Source organism: Methanobacterium paludis (assembly GCF_000214725.1).
Taxonomy (GTDB): Archaea; Methanobacteriota; Methanobacteria; order Methanobacteriales; family Methanobacteriaceae; genus Methanobacterium_C; species Methanobacterium_C paludis.
On record NC_015574.1, the window covers coordinates 1591534 to 1608825 of the forward strand.

The 17292-nt window shown below is 34.3% G+C and carries 22 protein-coding genes and 1 tRNA gene; 12 read left to right on the top strand and 11 right to left on the bottom strand.

Annotated elements, in window-relative coordinates:
* Positions 1 to 23: 23 nt before the first annotated feature.
* The 6 genes from rtcA to MSWAN_RS07360 all read right to left on the bottom strand — a co-directional run bounded on the left by rtcA (position 24) and on the right by MSWAN_RS07360 (position 5666).
* On the bottom strand, positions 24 to 1040 hold the full coding sequence (gene rtcA, locus MSWAN_RS07335) for an RNA 3'-terminal phosphate cyclase (RefSeq protein ID WP_013825992.1): 1017 nt from the start codon (positions 1038 to 1040) through the stop codon (positions 24 to 26).
* Between the two features lie 118 nt (positions 1041 to 1158).
* Positions 1159 to 2319: a TIGR03576 family pyridoxal phosphate-dependent enzyme gene (locus tag MSWAN_RS07340; RefSeq protein ID WP_013825993.1), complete on the bottom strand. Its 1161-nt coding sequence runs from the start codon at positions 2317 to 2319 to the stop codon at positions 1159 to 1161.
* Between the two features lie 8 nt (positions 2320 to 2327).
* Positions 2328 to 2828, bottom strand: coding sequence for a TIGR00288 family NYN domain-containing protein (locus tag MSWAN_RS07345; protein ID WP_013825994.1), 501 nt, complete (start codon positions 2826 to 2828; stop codon positions 2328 to 2330).
* Positions 2829 to 3298: 470 nt separating this feature from the next.
* A complete protein-coding gene (locus MSWAN_RS07350; protein ID WP_144011564.1) occupies positions 3299 to 3631 on the bottom strand; it encodes a hypothetical protein in 333 nt (110 codons plus the stop codon).
* Positions 3632 to 3938: 307 nt separating this feature from the next.
* Complete coding sequence (locus tag MSWAN_RS07355; protein WP_013825996.1) at positions 3939 to 4403, bottom strand: hypothetical protein; 465 nt, start codon at positions 4401 to 4403, stop codon at positions 3939 to 3941.
* A gap of 603 nt (positions 4404 to 5006) precedes the next feature.
* Positions 5007 to 5666, bottom strand: coding sequence for a nitroreductase family protein (locus tag MSWAN_RS07360; RefSeq protein ID WP_048188016.1), 660 nt, complete (start codon positions 5664 to 5666; stop codon positions 5007 to 5009).
* Positions 5667 to 6594: 928 nt separating this feature from the next.
* On the opposite strand from MSWAN_RS07360, the gene MSWAN_RS07365 reads away from it, so the two are divergent.
* Positions 6595 to 6666: transfer RNA gene (locus tag MSWAN_RS07365), tRNA-Gln, on the top strand.
* Positions 6667 to 7047: 381 nt separating this feature from the next.
* Here MSWAN_RS07365 and MSWAN_RS07370 read toward each other — a convergent pair.
* A complete protein-coding gene (locus tag MSWAN_RS07370) occupies positions 7048 to 7821 on the bottom strand; it encodes a TrmB family transcriptional regulator (protein WP_013825998.1) in 774 nt (257 codons plus the stop codon).
* Between the two features lie 317 nt (positions 7822 to 8138).
* Between MSWAN_RS07370 and MSWAN_RS07375 the strand changes: the two genes are divergently transcribed.
* The 7 genes from MSWAN_RS07375 to MSWAN_RS07405 all read left to right on the top strand — a co-directional run bounded on the left by MSWAN_RS07375 (position 8139) and on the right by MSWAN_RS07405 (position 11224).
* Positions 8139 to 8510, top strand: a complete 372-nt coding sequence (locus tag MSWAN_RS07375) for a roadblock/LC7 domain-containing protein (RefSeq protein WP_013825999.1) — start codon at positions 8139 to 8141, stop codon at positions 8508 to 8510.
* A complete protein-coding gene (locus MSWAN_RS07380) occupies positions 8511 to 8951 on the top strand; it encodes a hypothetical protein (RefSeq protein ID WP_048188019.1) in 441 nt (146 codons plus the stop codon).
* 73 nt (positions 8952 to 9024) lie between these two features.
* Positions 9025 to 9396: a roadblock/LC7 domain-containing protein gene (locus tag MSWAN_RS07385; protein ID WP_013825999.1), complete on the top strand. Its 372-nt coding sequence runs from the start codon at positions 9025 to 9027 to the stop codon at positions 9394 to 9396.
* Complete coding sequence (locus MSWAN_RS07390; RefSeq protein WP_048188021.1) at positions 9397 to 9837, top strand: hypothetical protein; 441 nt, start codon at positions 9397 to 9399, stop codon at positions 9835 to 9837.
* A 71-nt stretch (positions 9838 to 9908) separates the two neighbouring features.
* Positions 9909 to 10418 (top strand): GTP-binding protein, encoded by a 510-nt coding sequence (locus MSWAN_RS07395; RefSeq protein ID WP_013826002.1) that lies wholly within the window; start codon positions 9909 to 9911, stop codon positions 10416 to 10418.
* Between the two features lie 19 nt (positions 10419 to 10437).
* The gene (locus MSWAN_RS07400) at positions 10438 to 10824 is read left to right on the top strand and encodes a roadblock/LC7 domain-containing protein (RefSeq protein WP_161597493.1); all 387 of its coding nucleotides are present in this window, start codon (positions 10438 to 10440) and stop codon (positions 10822 to 10824) included.
* Positions 10825 to 10843: 19 nt separating this feature from the next.
* Positions 10844 to 11224, top strand: coding sequence for a roadblock/LC7 domain-containing protein (locus tag MSWAN_RS07405; RefSeq protein WP_013826004.1), 381 nt, complete (start codon positions 10844 to 10846; stop codon positions 11222 to 11224).
* Between the two features lie 322 nt (positions 11225 to 11546).
* Here MSWAN_RS07405 and MSWAN_RS07410 read toward each other — a convergent pair whose 3' ends face one another.
* The gene (locus MSWAN_RS07410; protein WP_013826005.1) at positions 11547 to 12023 is read right to left on the bottom strand and encodes a tetratricopeptide repeat protein; all 477 of its coding nucleotides are present in this window, start codon (positions 12021 to 12023) and stop codon (positions 11547 to 11549) included.
* A gap of 284 nt (positions 12024 to 12307) precedes the next feature.
* Here MSWAN_RS07410 and MSWAN_RS07415 point away from each other — a divergent pair, with 284 nt between their 5' ends.
* The 3 genes from MSWAN_RS07415 (at position 12308) to MSWAN_RS07425 (ending at position 13795) form a co-directional block, all read left to right on the top strand.
* Positions 12308 to 12571: a hypothetical protein gene (locus tag MSWAN_RS07415; RefSeq protein WP_013826006.1), complete on the top strand. Its 264-nt coding sequence runs from the start codon at positions 12308 to 12310 to the stop codon at positions 12569 to 12571.
* A complete protein-coding gene (locus tag MSWAN_RS07420) occupies positions 12525 to 12827 on the top strand; it encodes a hypothetical protein (protein ID WP_013826007.1) in 303 nt (100 codons plus the stop codon). Before MSWAN_RS07415 ends, MSWAN_RS07420 begins: the two co-directional genes overlap by 47 nt.
* Positions 12828 to 13243: 416 nt before the next feature.
* Positions 13244 to 13795: a hypothetical protein gene (locus MSWAN_RS07425; RefSeq protein WP_013826008.1), complete on the top strand. Its 552-nt coding sequence runs from the start codon at positions 13244 to 13246 to the stop codon at positions 13793 to 13795.
* 60 nt (positions 13796 to 13855) lie between these two features.
* Here the strand turns inward: MSWAN_RS07425 and MSWAN_RS12795 are convergent, their stop codons facing one another.
* The 3 genes from MSWAN_RS12795 to MSWAN_RS07435 all read right to left on the bottom strand — a co-directional run bounded on the left by MSWAN_RS12795 (position 13856) and on the right by MSWAN_RS07435 (position 15906).
* The gene (locus MSWAN_RS12795; RefSeq protein ID WP_013826009.1) at positions 13856 to 14011 is read right to left on the bottom strand and encodes a hypothetical protein; all 156 of its coding nucleotides are present in this window, start codon (positions 14009 to 14011) and stop codon (positions 13856 to 13858) included.
* Positions 14012 to 14089: 78 nt separating this feature from the next.
* Entirely contained in the window at positions 14090 to 14605 is a 516-nt protein-coding gene (locus MSWAN_RS07430) for a DUF1802 family protein (RefSeq protein ID WP_013826010.1), read from the bottom strand.
* Between the two features lie 446 nt (positions 14606 to 15051).
* A complete protein-coding gene (locus MSWAN_RS07435) occupies positions 15052 to 15906 on the bottom strand; it encodes a methanogen output domain 1-containing protein (protein ID WP_013826011.1) in 855 nt (284 codons plus the stop codon).
* A 535-nt stretch (positions 15907 to 16441) separates the two neighbouring features.
* On the opposite strand from MSWAN_RS07435, the gene csa3 reads away from it, so the two are divergent.
* Positions 16442 to 17035: a CRISPR-associated CARF protein Csa3 gene (gene csa3 / locus MSWAN_RS07440; protein ID WP_013826012.1), complete on the top strand. Its 594-nt coding sequence runs from the start codon at positions 16442 to 16444 to the stop codon at positions 17033 to 17035.
* Positions 17036 to 17292 lie beyond the last annotated feature (257 nt).

The window sequence follows — 17292 nt, forward strand, 5'->3', positions numbered from 1 at the left end:
ACCTCATAAAAAAATCCAAAAAATCAATTCACAGAAATCTCTGCAACATCTCCAAGATCGCCATCAACACGGAAATCTTTCCCTGTGAACTTTTCTACAACGTAAATATTTGTAAGGGTATGTTGTGTGAGCTCTGCTGTTTTAATACGTGAATTACCTGCTAATGCCATGTAAGGAATCATCTGATCACCCATATACTTATCAAAAGCAGCACCCCGGGATATATGATATAAAAGTTCTTCTGCAGCCTTGCGCCCCACAATCTCAGCACGTTTTCCTGGCTCACCTATGGCACTTCCACCTATCCTGGTTTTTCCATCCATCCATAAAACTATGCTAGATCCCGGTCCAAAACCATCATCTGAATGCTGAACCTTAATATCAGCATCAAAACCTTCTTCAGCTAGAATTTTCTCCGCGCTTTCAGCCTGTCTCACTGCAACATGTTCTGGAAGTTTCACAGCATGAGATATACCTTTTATTTTATCAATTTCAAGATCTAATAAATTTAAAGGTTTTAATTTTTTGATTGGATCTATTATGGCCTTTAAAATTCCCCCACCCCTAGGGAAATGTCCCCGCTGAATTAGATCAATCTCAGCCCTGTAACCCATGGATCTGAGAGTGGGTAAAGTCACATTTTCAAGGTAATCAACAGATGGTGACCATCTAACATCCGTACCACCTTTTAAAATTAATTCTACCCGTGAATCTGCAAATGCCGCAGGTATCATTGCTGCCTGGAGTATCAAGGTTACACTGCCTGCTGTTCCAACGTCAACTTTGAAATTTCCCCCCCTAATAGATTCAGGGCGCAATAAAACCTCTTCCGACCAAATGTCAAGTCCACTATAGGAAGCATTGCTCATCATGGCAACAAGCTTTAAAGCATTCAAATGTTGAGCCATAAGTCCGGGTTTGGGTCTGTTAGCCCTTATATTTGTTATCCGAACTGGTTTCAATGTTAAAGTAGATAATGCTGCAGATATGCGGAGAAGAGCCCCACCACCTTCACCATATGCTCCATCGATTTCAATCATTCATTCACATCCAGTTATATAAAAAAAGGAAATAAAAGATTTCAAGAGAAACATTATTAATAAAATTTTAACGGTTTAACAATATAAAAATGAATTTGGTTCATTATATGATTATTTTTTATGCGTATAAAACTGCCCTGCAAACTTTTTCATCGGCAGCAATTGACTCAAATTCTGAAAAAGTTTCTTTAAACATATCAACAATTAAATCCACTCCAATACGCCCAGCATCCTGCGATGCAAGGTCTATTCTTATTGTTGGTGAAGCGCCGGGCATTCCAACTGCAGGAATTGTTATTATGTTCTGCTTCCTTAAAAAGAGCATTGCAAGGGTATCTGAAAGATCCAGAGCCGAAAACCGAGTAGTAATACCCCTATTTTCCAGTTCAAGTTTTAGATCATTCGATGAGAGCATCACACCAGTTGGTGTTTCTTTAACTGACTTTATATCCTTTTTTAGAGCATTGCAAACTTCATGTTTTTTGCTTAATGCTTCAAGAATTTTTTCCGGGCTGAAATTTTCAAATGCACGAACCATACCCGCAACAAGTGGTGATTGTGCCTCCAATCCGAACTGCTGAGCCTTTGATTTCACAAGATCCATTATATCTGCTTTTCCCGCCATCAATCCCCCACGGGGTCCATCCATAAGTTTATCTGTACTTGTTATAGCCATGTCAGCACCCATATCCATTGCCCTCGGCTGTTTGTATATCACAGTACGGAGCCTGGCCCCTGAAGCATCATCCACAAAAACCGGAACGTTCCTGGATTTTGAGATTTTTATAACCTTTAAAAAATCATTTTTATCAATTATCTCATGATCCATGGTTGATCCTGTTATAAAAACCAGAGAAGTATTTTCTCCGACTTCAAAATCGTTTATATCGTCAAATTCCCTGTAACTGGCACCTACAAGTTCAGCACTTCTGGGGATAGATGGGTGGGCTGGGTGTTTAGGTAGATAATGCACAATTTCGTCCCCTTCTTTTACAAGAGCAAGTATGGCTGCAAGTATGCCTGAACTTGTCCTGTTAAGGGCCAAAATCTTATCTCCTCCAAGATGTATCCTCCCTACGACTTGTATTGCATCTTCAAAAATTGCAGAACCTGCATAGGTTTCAAGCAGTCGAATGTCCCCTTCTACAAGTGGAAAGCCACCTGAAAGGCCTGTTAGATCGTAAAGCCCATTTCTTCCCTTTTCCTTAATCGTGGATTTTATTACCCTTAGAGCAGCCTCTCTCCTTTTTACTTCGTCAACTGAGGAATTTACAAGCATTTTGGAGCCTAATCGTGATTATTTCTGGGATTTTCTGATTTCAGTATTATCGCGTCGTCAGCTGAGTTCTGTAGGGCTGCGCTGAAACCGGGTTCGGCACCTATAACTATTGTTTCCTTTCCATTTTCCTTTGCTTTGTTGATTATTGGTAAAAAATCAGCATCACGAGTCATAAGAGCGATAATATCAATATTAGGATTATAAATAAGCTCCATGGCTTCAACTGCCATATAAACATCAGTGTCTCCTGCAACAACAATTGGTGTAAAACCCTGATTAACTATAGCTTCTATGAGCTTATCTGAGGCGTACTGATTAAGTAAAACCTTCCCAACTCTCATATTACCATATTCTGAGATTATCTCCCTTACAAGATCCAGGTTAAGACTGAACTCTTTTCTTAACATATTAGGCCCATCAACAAGGAGTCCTATGTTTTTCAAACCAGATTCACCCCTTTTCAAAGGAATATAATCTTTGAGGGAGCTTAATTTTTCAAAACTACGCATTTAGTATCCTCCATGCATTTTCTAATCATGTCCCATATCGATATAATATCCAAACGGAATTGAACGAACAACATTTGAAAACCCATTTTTAAGAGTTCGTGAGTCTCCAATTAACCCCACTATTTCATATCATGATCCAAAGATGTATTAATTATTTAGTTCTACGAATTAGTTAATTTAAATGATTTAATGAGGGTTATTTTATCAATTTTTCCAAATTCCATTTATATTCTACAGTTATTCTATGAATCTCATGGAATATATAACTAATATAACATTTGTTAGGTTTATGCATATTCTTATATATAGTTTCCAGCTCAGATATGCTAATAATTTTGTATAGTCCCATTAAAATTAATTAATTATCTAAAAAAAAAGTTTTGTAACCGAAAGTCTTCTAAATTAATTAGAAAGAGAACTTAATTCAGATCCTCTCTAATTTATGACCATCGGTTTTTTATGCTGGGAATCTATTCAATTTCAAGTGAGAATGAATCCTGGAATAATTCTTTAACTATTTTAAAATCTTTTTCTATTAATCCTGTAACTTTCATACCCTCTGAATCCTTTAAGTAATATTCTGCACTCATTATTTTTCCTTCATCGTTCATGTACAGGAACAATCCATCCACAAATTTGTCAGGATTTTTTACAGGCAGGTAAACTTCAAACCGGATAAGCACCTCTGAACCCTCAATGCTGTCGTGCAGCTCATTTTTCTTGTCTTCATTTTTAACAGCCGCTCTGAAAAGTCTCATTCGAGCTTTGAGTTCTTTTTGAACCATTTCATCATTTTTTTCCATAATATTCACCATTTCACTTTTAAAATATACTGCATGTTTTGATATAAATTTTAAGTATATTCCATGTTTTTACTCTATTTTAAATTATATCTTATGCCTTTGATATAATGGTTTATACATCCTTTTAAAGGTTTTTGAATTACTCAATAAATAGTAGAATTTACTTCGTTAAACCCATATGTTCTTACCACTGGAAGGATAATATTAGAAAACACTTGTTTAACTTATGAGAAGAACCTGTGTTTTCAAGCTTAAAACATATCATAATACTAATTACTTTGAAAAAAATTAAAAAAAGTTAATTATCTCATGAAAATTGGCCTAATATCTCCACATTGGTTTGATTCAAAAGTTGAACTTCTAATGTATATCCACCATTCTCTTCGATTCGATTTATTTCGATAATTGCGGTTGTAGGCTCTTTATCTGAAACTTTAGCCACAACCGTGACATTCTGGGTACCCAATGGAATATTAGTAATTTTATATGAAAATTTACCCACACTGTCTGGAGTGACAGAATGATTATTGACAGTAATGTTAGCTCCAGACTCTGTAACTCCGCTAATAACCACAATATTGCTTGTTTCACCACTAGCATTACCATAAGTAACATTTAAATCCGTATATGTTGGTAATGATACAACATATCCTACACCGGATATAACACCCAATGCAACGATAGCAAAAAATACTATCAAAACTTTAGCAGTTAACGTTTGTCTTTTCCACCATCCTCTCTTTTTATTTCCATCTTTAGAACTATCTGGCATTTGCATTACCTCCTTTACATAAAATAAGTATATTTTTGAAGATAGTAATATCATTTACTACTATAAACAAATAGAAAGATTTATATTAACAATTTAGGGCAAACAAAATGTCATGTCATTCATGTGGGAGATTCCTGTTATATCAAGAGTATGCAGGAATTTGAAATGCCCCAAGAAATGTTTGGATTCAGTTATTCATACTAATTAATTTTTAAAAAGAGTTGTATGTTATTTTACAATATTTTCTGAAATATATGCACACAATTAACCAATACTAACTCCATTGTAATTTACAATATTTCTACGACATTCACATAATTCAACATGGATAAGTGGAAAATAGATTTCCATGTCAATTTTTGAACCAAACTTTACATGCAAATTTACTTCGTTAAACATTATTGTTCTTAGCCCAATGGACGGATAATATAATCTAAAAAAAACAAATCGAATTGGAAAATAGTTATCGTTAATATTATTTCAGATCTTAAAATAAGAAAATGTTCGTGAATTTTATAACTTAAAGATATCTCAAATAATTAAGATCTCCATTCATATTAAAGTTTAAAAGAAAAGAAAGTAATATCACCAAAATTATTTAAATTAATCCATCCACTGAGTAGCTTCTCGAATATCTGGGCGTGGTGTAACTGATGGTATATTGGCAGGATATCCTATTGCACATCCATTTAAAGCGAATTTTTTAACAGGAAGTCCTAATAATTTCATCAATTCTTCATCTTCCGCCATTTGACTGGTAAGAGATACAAGTTGAAAACCTAAATCCAGAGCAGTAGATTTAAGCCACATATTCTCCAGTACATGAGCTAATGATTCCTGTTCAGATGGTGGAAAACCTCTAAGCTCAGCCACTATGATAAAATAAGGGGCAGTAGTCACTCCAGGAACACCTTTATCCACAACCATTTGAAGCCTATTCAGAAACGGTTGGACTTTAGATTTTATGAACGGTTTTTCAGCTATTAAACTTTCAAAATGCTGAACACTCTCTTCAGCTTTATTTTTCATAAGCAAAGCTAACGTTTCACTACTGCTTGAGTTTTTTTCAAAGACAAAAAAACGTCTAAAATCTTTTACACCGCCAACTGCAGCTGCAGCGTAAGGCGCCAACATTCCAGCCCTAATTATTTCCCCTATACATTTTTTTGGAGGTTTATCATCTTTAAAAGCTCGTACTGAATGTCTGGATTTCACAATTTCATCGAATATTTGGTTACGTTTATTTTGGTTAAATTTTTCCATTATTCTCACCATAAAAATTATGTATTTACATTTAAAACTTGCTAAAATTTCTTTTCTTCATATTTATGGATTTGAAGATCAAGGCTTCTGCTTTTATTGATGTTTTTTATGAATTAAACCTTTAATTTAGCTCTTTATTACATTCTAAGGCTACCAGTTATTTATGTATTTAAAAAATAAAACTAAATACACTAAAACAATTATAATATTGACTAATAGGCGTTGCCAGAATGAATGCCTGAGAAATAAGTAATCTATGCTAACCATTATAACAGCTACAATTACTATAGATAAAATTCTAATTGTTAGGTTAACCATTTTTAATCATCATTTTATATCTTGTTGAATATTACATTTAATTTCATGGATCTAAATTTCAATCAATATTTTATGAATCTATAAATAAAATCTACTCAAATTAAATTTAAATAACCAATTACATTTCTTTAACTTATATATAATTCAGTGGCATTCAGAAGGAGAAAATAGATTTCTATGTCCATTTTTGAACCAAATTTACATGCAAATTTACTTCGTTAAACCATTATATTACGAAGTTTCAGTTTTCATGCTGCTCATTTTCATCATATTTTTTTATCATGGCCTAAATTCATCAATACAACTTACTTATTATAATAAACGAATAATTAAAATAATTTATTTTATTTAAAATCTGATTGAATTGAACACAATATTTTTTGCCTAACAAATTTTTTAAATGAAAATAAAATTTAATGGAATAAACTCCAAAAACATTTCTGAATCAAATTATTGCAAACAAAAATCGAGCCCATTAATTTTAGATAAAAAAAATGATCCCAGATTAAAACAAAGTTTATATAGAATAAAATTCAATCTTGAAAATGAGCTTTTACTTGTGAGTAGCTCAATACCAGAGCCAGAAATAGTATTATCTGGTTATTTTAATAGTCCCGTGGGGTAGTGGCAATCCTGTGAGGCCCTGGACCTTTCGACAGCGGTTCGACTCCGCTCGGGACTACTCTTTTAAATAATATATTTAACGTCTATTTTTATTACTTCTAGCTTCATAAACTGGATCCTATCAAAGTTATGTTTTTTTCATGGATCTTGATCTGTAGATGTAGGGTAAATGATTTATTTTCATGCATTTCTAAGATTTTTAAAAAAATTGAAAACTTGGTTGATTTCTGAATCCCATTATCATAATATGATTATTAAGATTAATAATAATTAACATGATTATTCATTAAGATATGGTTTTTAATTGAACCAAAAAAAGATACAATACTAAAATGGGAATAGGCTTTTGAAATCTAAAAAATGTGTTAAATAAAAAGATTATAAAGAAATTTATGTGAGTTTAGATTTATTTACGCGAAAAATAGTATTGAAACTAGTTTTATTTGTTATCTGTGTAATATTCCAAATTTTTCCATTCCATTTCAAAAACACTTGCCAGGCAAGAGGTAAGTGCTGGACTCGTGATCCATACTGCAATAACATCTTCCATAATGGGAATTTCATCTTTAATATTTGCCATCACGAGAATGACCTCCTTATTATCAACCATAATTGTCTTAAGACAGTATCCATGACCTTCCTTTATTTCAATAACCTGGCTCAAATTCTTTACAGTCTCTAAATCTGCATCATTTTGAGGTTGTGTAATGGATCTTATTCTGACACTCCGTTTTTTAGTCATCATAAGATTATATCTCAAAATATCCGCTTCGTGAGGAAGATACAAACTTCCCATTGACATTATCTCATTTTTAGCATTTCCCATTACTTCTGACTTCATTTGACTAACGCTTTCGGCTGAATACACAATTCTGATCTTTGGAACCTCTTTTTGGATTACATCGTTGTAGATCATTGCCAGTTCATTCGATACACCATCTATCTCATGGTTGAATCGTAGCTTATGTTCTTCCAAAACCTTTCGAGGATATGTCGGTGTTACTGTGGCAGGCCTGCTCTTCTCAATTGTTACCCATCTATCCTTTTCAAGCTTTTTGAGCACTTCATAAATCTTTGTGCGCGGAACTCCAGATTCTTCAGCAATCACAGAAGGTTTTGACACGCCCAAAATCATAAGTGCAAGGTAAGCTTTGGCCTCATAGTAAGTTAACCCCAATTTTTGCAGGGTTGACAATAAATTATCGTTATTCATATAACTAATTTCATATTACCAATTTTATAAAGTTAATGTTTAAATAAAAGGCAGTGTCACTGATAGTTACCTTAAAAGTTACAAAAAATTTAACATATTAAAAAAGGAACGTATAACAATTAGATGGGGGTGATTAAAGGAGTGTTAATAATATTTACGAATTTTAGGATAATAAAAACTTTTAATAACCATATACACATGCTTTGTAAATTTTAAATAGTTAATCATATTTTAAATAGTTATCAAACAATTTTAAAACCATTATAATACCAAATAAATGAATTTTATCTATTTTAAACTAATAGGAGAGATGTTTTATGGGAATTCGTGAAGATGTTGGCGGAATATTAAATGAATTATTAGAAAGAGCACCAGGAGACGTTACTGGAGCAGCACTACTCAGACCAGACGGATTAATGATAGCATCCGTACTATCACAAGACACAGACGAAAAAAGACTAGCAGCAATGGGAGCAGCAATCGTCGGAACCTCACAGCGAACCTGCGACGAACTAAGCAGAGGAAACCTAAACGAAATAATAATCGAAGGAAGCACAGGAAAAGCAACCTTCTCCTTCGCAGGAAACAAAGGAATCCTAGCAGTACTATCACCAAAAGAAGTAAACCTAGGCCTAGTCCTAATGGAAATCGAAAGAACATCCACATCAATAGCAAAAGCAATGGAGTAAATGACTAAAATGGAAAGAGACCCTCAAACTATAGTTTTAACAGGACTTGTAGAATCAATTTGGGACACCCTTGGAGAAGGATGGAGAGCAATATGGAGACAAGTTGGTGAAGATTTCTACGAATCAATGCAAGAAGGTGGAAGAGACCTAAGTACACCTGAAGCATGCTTAAATTCCGTAAAAGAATACTTCATTAAATATGGCACCTTAAGCGACTTGACCTATGAATTAGAAGATGGGGAAGCAATTGTAAAAGTCGAAGGCTGCGCATTCATGCCCACAGTAAATTACATGGATGCCCACAAAATACCAGAAGAATACTCCTGCCCTTACTTCAACAGCTGTATGGTTGCACTGGAACACGCCACAGGAAACATGTACTCCTGGACAAGGGATAAAGATGAAGCAGGCAACTGCCATGCGCATATAAAAAGGATTTAATGCAGTGAAAATGTATTGACCTTCAATTAGCCATTTAAATGAATTATTTTTTAAGTTTAAGGAGAGATGTTTTATGGGAATTCGTGAAGATGTTGGCGGAATATTAAATGAATTATTAGAAAGAGCACCAGGAGACGTTACTGGAGCAGCACTACTCAGACCAGACGGATTAATGATAGCATCCGTACTATCACAAGACACAGACGAAAAAAGACTAGCAGCAATGGGAGCAGCAATCGTCGGAACCTCACAGCGAACCTGCGACGAACTAAGCAGAGGAAACCTAAACGAAATAATAATCGAAGGAAGCACAGGAAAAGCAACCTTCTCCTTCGCAGGAAACAAAGGAATCCTAGCAGTACTATCACCAAAAGAAGTAAACCTAGGCCTAGTCCTAATGGAAATCGAAAGAACATCCACATCAATAGCAAAAGCAATGGAGTAAATGACTAAAATGGAAAGAGACCCTCAAACTATAGTTTTAACAGGACTCATGGCAGCACTATGGAATACCATGGGTGAAGGATGCACAGCACTGTGGAGACAGGGCGCTGAAAACTTCTACGAAATATTGTTAGAATCTGGAAAAGATATGAGTAGCCCAGAAGCAAGTTTAAATTCTGTAAAAGAATACTTTGAAGAATTCAAGTCAGTGAGCAATATGGACTACAAAATAGAAGATGGAGAAGCAGTTGTAAAAGTCGAAGGCTGCAGTGCTATGCCAGTGGCAGAGTACATGGATGCCAACAACATACCTGAAGAACACTCATGCCTGTTTTTCAACTTATCCATGGTTGCACTGGAACACGCCACAGGAAACATGTACGACGTGGAGAGGGAAAGAGACGAACCAGGCAACTGTCATGCACATATAAAAAGGATTTAATGATATTATAAGTTTTTATGAGACTTTAAAACTCATAAAATTATTTTTTAAGAAATTTATGGATGAAAAAAATGGAAAGTGAATTACAAAAGGACATGTTAAAAATCGTTGTTTTTGGGGCACTGGATGCAGGTAAAACCACCTTCGTTGAAACTTTAAGTGGAAAAGAACTCCTGATGAAAGGAGAGGTTGGAAGGATCACCAATAGTTTTGATTTCGTTCAGTTGGATCATGATGATTATTTAATCCAGTTATTTGCCACACCAGGGCATAGAAGATTCTCATTTATGTGGCCTACCCTTGCTACAGGTATGCATGGAGCAATATTTTTAATAGATTCCACAGTTGGCATCTCACCAGTTGATCAAGAACTCATAGAATTTATAAGTAAATACGATGTTCCGTATGTAGTTGCCATAAACAAAGATGATCTTGTTCATTTATCCGTGAAAGATGTGAAAACCAAATTAGAACTTCCAGATGAAATTCCGATAATACATACATCATCATTTACAAAACAAAACTTAGACCTGGTGATGAATACACTTATAGGAATAATAACAAATAGAAATAATAAATAAACAGGATGAAGAGTTTATGATGAATTATAATGTTACCAAAAAGCAGGACTCTGATTTTAAAGAAATTTTAAAGCCAGTAATGAGAATTAATGGCGTGAAAAATTGTATTATTGCTACCATGGACGGCATGCCTGTTGGAAATCTGGATCAAGATGGAGTTATAATCAGCGCCACCAGCGCAGCAGTTTTAGGTGCAATTACTGAAATGGTTAAGAATATAAATTTTGGAATAGCTGAAAAGTTGATCGTTGAAACTGATTTCGGTAAAATAATCATAGAAGAAGTCGGGGACCATGCCATAATAGTACTCACAGAGGACAACGTGAACATTGGAATGGTCAGAATAACTCTCAAAAAAGCTGTAAAAAACCTTCAAAGTTTAACTCAGCCTGTACCTAATGGTTAAAAAATAAAAGATTGATAAAATGGAAGCTATTTCTAATCGAATAAAACGTGTTTTAGATGAAATGCACGGTAAATCAGATATACGAGAATCCTACGTCATCCGAAAAGACGGTCTCATAATCTGCTCACACATTCCAAGTCCCGCAAGCCAGAAGATATCAGCAATGTCTGCATCATTACTGGAACTTGGAAAAAGAACCTTGAAAGAGGTTAGTGATGACAATCTAAAACTCATAATGGTCAAGGGAGAAAAAATAAATATTATCATCTCAGGATCAGAAAATATTGCACTTATCTGTGCCATTGGTGCTGATGAAAATATTGGGATGATTTTCTTACGGATTAAGATAGCAATCAAAAAAATACAAAAAATACTTGATGAAGCTTATGGGGGCATATAATCTCAAAAAAAACCCTGAAAATTTTTATTTAAGGATTTGGTAACCGAAATTTTTTGGGTAATGAAACCCCTATTTTTAATATTACAAACTATTTCTCATTTAAATCTTATTTTAGGATCATTCATATTCAAGATAAAGATTGTAACCAACCAAAAACAAGCATGAGATGGGTTATGGAAATGGTTTTAGGTAAAAAAAATCAAGTTCCACAAATAAAACTGGATCATTCAAAATAAGGGGATTGTTAGAATTAACAAAAAAAAGTTGGGGAGTTGGGGGGGTTCAAAAAGTTGGGAATATCCATTTTTTTTGAACAAAAATATCAACGATTTAAAATTCCTTTGAGTATCTGCTTGTTCCTCTGTGCATTGATATCATCGGGGTCTACTCTCAACGCTTCTTCAAAACATGCCATTGCTGCTTCGAGATTGTCGGAGTTTGCAAGTGCAGCACCCTTATTGTTAAGTGCAAAAGAATTCTCAGGGTCTATTTCTAGGGCTTTATTTAAACTCTCCACTGCACTGGTATAATCCCCCATATCGTAGTAAGTTGCTCCCTTGTTTACCCATGGTTCGAAGTTTTCAGGGCTAAGTTCAATGGCTTTATCAAAGCATTCAATTGATTCCTCGTACCGTCCTAAAAGACGGAGAGCATTACCCTTATTGTTCCAGACCTCTTTAATCATAGGGTCTAACTTTAAAGCATTATCATAGGCTTTTACAGCTTCTTCATAATCTTCCTTGTTAAATAAGTCCACACCTTTATTATTCCATTCAGCAGGATCTTCATATTCATCCATAATATCAGCCTCCTTAAGAGAGTTTTTATTTATGAAATTCAAAGAGCTTAAACTTTTATTGGTAACTTCCAATTTAGATGATCTCCAAAGTTTAGACGATCTTCAGAAAATGTTTAACAGTATTATTCTGTATATCCAAGGTAAAAAGTAGTTTGATTTTTTATTTTCATATTTTTTTTATTTTCATATCTTAACGGGTTAATAAAAGCTTATCAATCCAGTATATTACCAATAAGAAAATACTTATGAAAAAGTACAACTTAGTAGTAATGAGGTGAGATTCTATGGTCAGTATAGAGGATATACCGCCAGAGGTAAGGTGGGAGATTGCAGCCAAGTCATCAGCCAGCCTGGCAATAGGTTACAGCCTGGCATTCCGGCAGGTTCTAAATGATAAGGTCGTGGATAAGATAGAAGAAAGTATATGGGCAGAAGGCGGGAAACAGGTGAAAGATATTGCAGATTCCCTTGGACTGCCATCTGGAAATGTCCAGGAAATCGATGAAACATGGGAAAATAGTTTCCAACATCCTCATTCCTGGAACTGAAGGAGAAATTGTGGATTCCTGCCCGGAAAGGGTAGTCACCAAAGTAACCAGCTGTCCCCTGCTGAACAATAAGAGAAAACTGGGCTTAGATGATGAGGGAATATGTATTGCCTGCAGGGCATTCAACAAAAATGCAGTGGAATCTTTAAACCCATATTACACCCAGAGTTTCATCAGTAGAATGTGCCTTGGTGATGATTACTGTGAAAGTGTGGTTGAGAGAAGTAGGTTTTTTTTAAGTTCTTTTTTAGATTGACCATTTGGATAAAATACCATTTGGATAAATGATTCCCATTAAACGATTCTATAAATGGTACTTTCCTCACTCAACAGTTAATTTTCGTTCAAAACTCATTAAACCCACTAGATAAACTTTCCTTTAGTGACTTTTTAGGTTTACAGCACACCTCTCAAACCAGAATTAACCCCACCATTTTATCTTTATATCTGAGCGTTTAATTTAAATTAAATAAATATACGACCATTATTATCCTAAAATATTTAATATAATTCCATTAGCTCTCGAAAAAGAGTTATAACAACCTTATTAGGCCAATAACCCCCTATAACAAAATACTTATGATATGTGAAACTTAATAATAACATAGAACCTTATTAAGCCAATCTTACTAAAAAGAAAATATTTATGAAAAATGTAAGGTGGTGAGATCTATGAGTATAGAGGATATACCTCCTGAAATTAGGTGGGAAATTGCGGCCAGAGTGTCCTCTAATCTGGCAAGAGGTTACAGCTCGGCCCTCAGGCAAGTTATGAATGAGAAGATCGTGAAAATGGAAGAAATCATTTGGGCTGAGGGAGGGAAACAGATGAAAAATATTGCAAGTTCCCTTGAACTACCAGCTGAAACTGCCCCCGAAGTCAACGATACATGGCTAACAGTTGCCAGTATCATCATTCCGGGAATTAAAAGCGAAGTTAAGGATTCAAGTTTAAACAAAGTGGTCGATAAAATAACCCATTGTTCCATGTACAGCGAACAGAAAAACCTGGGCTTACCTTTACAAGACGTTTGTAAGATATGTAGAGTATTCAACAAGAACGCAGTGGAGTCTTTAAATCCAGATTACACTCAGAATTTCACCAAGAGAATTTGCCGTGGCGACGACTACTGTGAAAGCGTGGTTGAACTGAAAAAGTTTAAAATAAAGTATTATGGGCCGTTTTTGACCTTAATGGGTGGGACAGCTCAGTTTTTTATTTAAGATGAGTTTTTTATTGAAACCTCGATAAATGTGGTAGATAAATCCTATTTAAAATACCGTTTAAGGTTTTCCAAAAAATCTGAAGTTCCATCTAAAACTCTTTGTAAACTCCTCAAGGGATTCTTTAATCTTTTTATCCCTCTTCTTTTTCTTCTCTCTTTGCTTACTCTTTTTGGCAAGCCTGTGAATTTCTTCCCATTGACCATCATCGACCATAAAATGCCTTCTTAGTTATATTTTGTACCTTAAATGTTCAGTTTATTGAATGTTCAACCTAAACTTATAATAAAAAAATTAGTTCATGCATTCGATCTCTTTTTTAAGGCTTGAAAACATCTCATCCTTTAAAACAGGTTTCATACCCGCAATGGGGACTTCATTTTTGAGGTTGGCATACCTGGTTCCACCGTTGGTCTGGACCATCACAGGTTCTTTGAGTTTGTAAACCCGCAAAATCCAGATTTTAGCTTTTTTATTGTTTAAATATGATTCCAAATGTTCTTTGGTCCAGATATGGTATTTATTTAATGTTCCTATCATCTTAGAAGATTTTTCTACCACATCTTCAACTTCTGCATAGTACTTGATCTCTGTTTTACCATCTTCTTTTTTTGGAATGAGATTTGCCGAGGCAAACGCTTTGTATTCAATTTCAAAACTCCTTAAAAAGTCATTTTTAAAAGCATAACTTGCTGTAGGATACAAAAGAAAATTTTCAACTGTTGTCCCGTACTTTCTTATTAAAATTGTCTGTCTTCCCTGACCAAGGGCTTCAACCGTTGCATTCCATTCATTTAGACATTTCTTCATGATTCACACAACCATACCTAACTGTAATAACTTTATACTCACTATTAATTAAACTTAAGCAATTACTCATATGGGAAATTTATAGAGAATCAAAGAGAGTGGTATTTTGAAGATATTGAACACATCGCAATTGCAACAATGAAAGAAAAGTTTGATCTGGAATTACTTTCCAAAAAGGTAGAGAACACTGAAATCAATACCACTTATATTTTGTATAATATTATTAAATTAGGGAGTAGAAAATCTTGGAAATATTTAAAAAGTGAAGAATTAATTATTCATTAAAAAAATATTCTTTTCGGTGTTGAATAAAAAAGTTCCCATTTAAAGTTCAATAAACATTTCCACAACTAGTGATTGTTTAAAAAATAATAAGAAATGGTTTTTATTTGAATATGAATCAAAACGGATCAATTCCACTATAGCTTCACGCTCAAATTTCCCCTTCACTTTTCATCTTCAAGCTTGTACTGAAACCTGCACAGAGGTGGTCTGAGCCCTAACCTGTAATCATGTTCCACACTACCCTCAAGACCCGTCCACATGAAGGAAAGCTCGGTCATTGCTTTACACATGAGGCAGAAAACCTTGTTGTCAATTGCCCTGGTTCCCCAGAGACATTCCTGAATCCAGAACTCCTCAAGATGGGGTTGAACAATGAAACCAAGGTTTGAAAAGAGGTTAGATATCCATACTATGTACTCCTGAAGGAGTTGCTCAGCATCATCCCTGGGTTCGCTGTTGAGTCCAAGTTCCCTATCAAATTTGGGCTTCATGTTGTTTTGAAAAAACCTTGCAAACTCCTTCAAAAATCCCCCAGTATCTTCTATACGCATTTTTGATGTCAAAGCAGGTGTCGAACTTAATATGAAGTCAGTTACAGCCCTTAAGCGCTCTTTATCTTTTAAGTCTTCCTCTCCTGTTTGAATTTCCTTGTTGTATAATGCTATTTCAATGTTGAATTTCAGTTCCTTGTCATCAAAGGGTTTTATAACATAACCTGATGGTTTGGTGATCTTGGCACGTTTGAAGGTGTTCTGATCAGCGTGTGCTGTCAGGTATATTGCAGAAATATTCATACGTTTTGAAATGTGTTCCACAGCATCTATTCCATCCATATCCCCTTTTAAAATTATATCTGCCAGAACAAGGTCTGGTATTGTTTTATCTGCTATTTCAATGGCTTGTTCTCCAGATCCTGCAACTCCAACGACTTCGTGTCCCCAGAGTTCCAGTTTCTTCTGGATCTCCATTGCAGTTATACACTCATCTTCAATGATCAGAATTTTCGCGTCTGGCAACTAAAATCTCTCCATATTCATCCCAAATTTAAAACTTTATAAATTTATGAAAATCAAGGTTAATATCCCTTTTGATTTCCGTGTTATATCCAGATTCAATTCCTTAAAATTGCCAAGCTTAAATTGGGATTATTTTTTCACTATTAAACCTTAGTATGTAAACCATAACTCATTATTAAAAAATTATTATATATAAATGTATATGTTTTCTATTTACAAAATAGTGGAAGTATAGGTAGCATCAATTTTAGGGAGAATATCAATGCAACTCATTTATACTGAGAAAATTATGTAAACTAAATATCTGAAAAATAAGGGTCACGTATACATACCAACAACTGGATCCTAATGATTTAACGAAAAGTATATTAATAATATATAACAATTATTTAATAAAAATTCACAGTATACACGTTGCATAAAGTCATTTTTTTAGATAAGTACTTAACAGAGGGGTTAGTAGAAGTTATAAAGGTTTAAATCAAAAATTAATCTGTATTAATTTATTTATATTAAATATAGAAGAAGTGATACAATGGATTATACCTTAATATCGACAATTTACGCAATAGAACCCGTTATGGTTTGTATAACGAATTTTTCCCCCAAAAAAGTTGTTCTTTTAAGGGAAGAAGACGCACCAAAGGACAAACTCAAAGTAGAAGGAATACTTCAAGATACTGTTGGAAAGTTCATAGAAATAGAAAACAAAATAACAAGCCTTTACGATGTTGTAAGGGTTGCCAAAGATACTGTAGAGATAATCGAAGCTGAAAATGCTTTGGGCAGAAAGATAGTTGTGAACATAAGTGGAGGAAGGAAACCCCAGGCACTTGGAGCTCTTTTCGGCTGCTACGCTAGGCATAAAATGATAGAGAGAATAGTTTACGTCACAGAAGAAGACAGCCACATTCTGGACCTTCCAATACTCAACTTCGGAATATCTGAAACCAAATTAATGGTACTTGAAGAGCTTAAAAAGGGAGAGACCTCGGTTAAAAACCTTGCAATCAGAATAGGAATAAGCAGAGGAATGACCTATAATCACATCAGAGAACTGAGGGAAATGGGCTTCATAGCCCCGGACACACTTGAAATCACAACCGCAGGAAAACTTGCAGTTATTTAAACACTCTCCAACATTTTTAAATATTTTTAACGTAGAAATATTAGCATAGAATAAATTATCAATCTAGAATAGGTACGAGATTGAAGTAAATTCAAATAATAAACCAAATAACTTCTTTTTTTAAATACATTAAACCAACAACAATTTTTTTTATAAATTATATGTATTCAGTTTTTATAAAAAGAACAATGTTTAATGCTGATTCAAGTATAAAACATTAATTCAATATTAAAACTAATTTTAAAGATTAATTATGG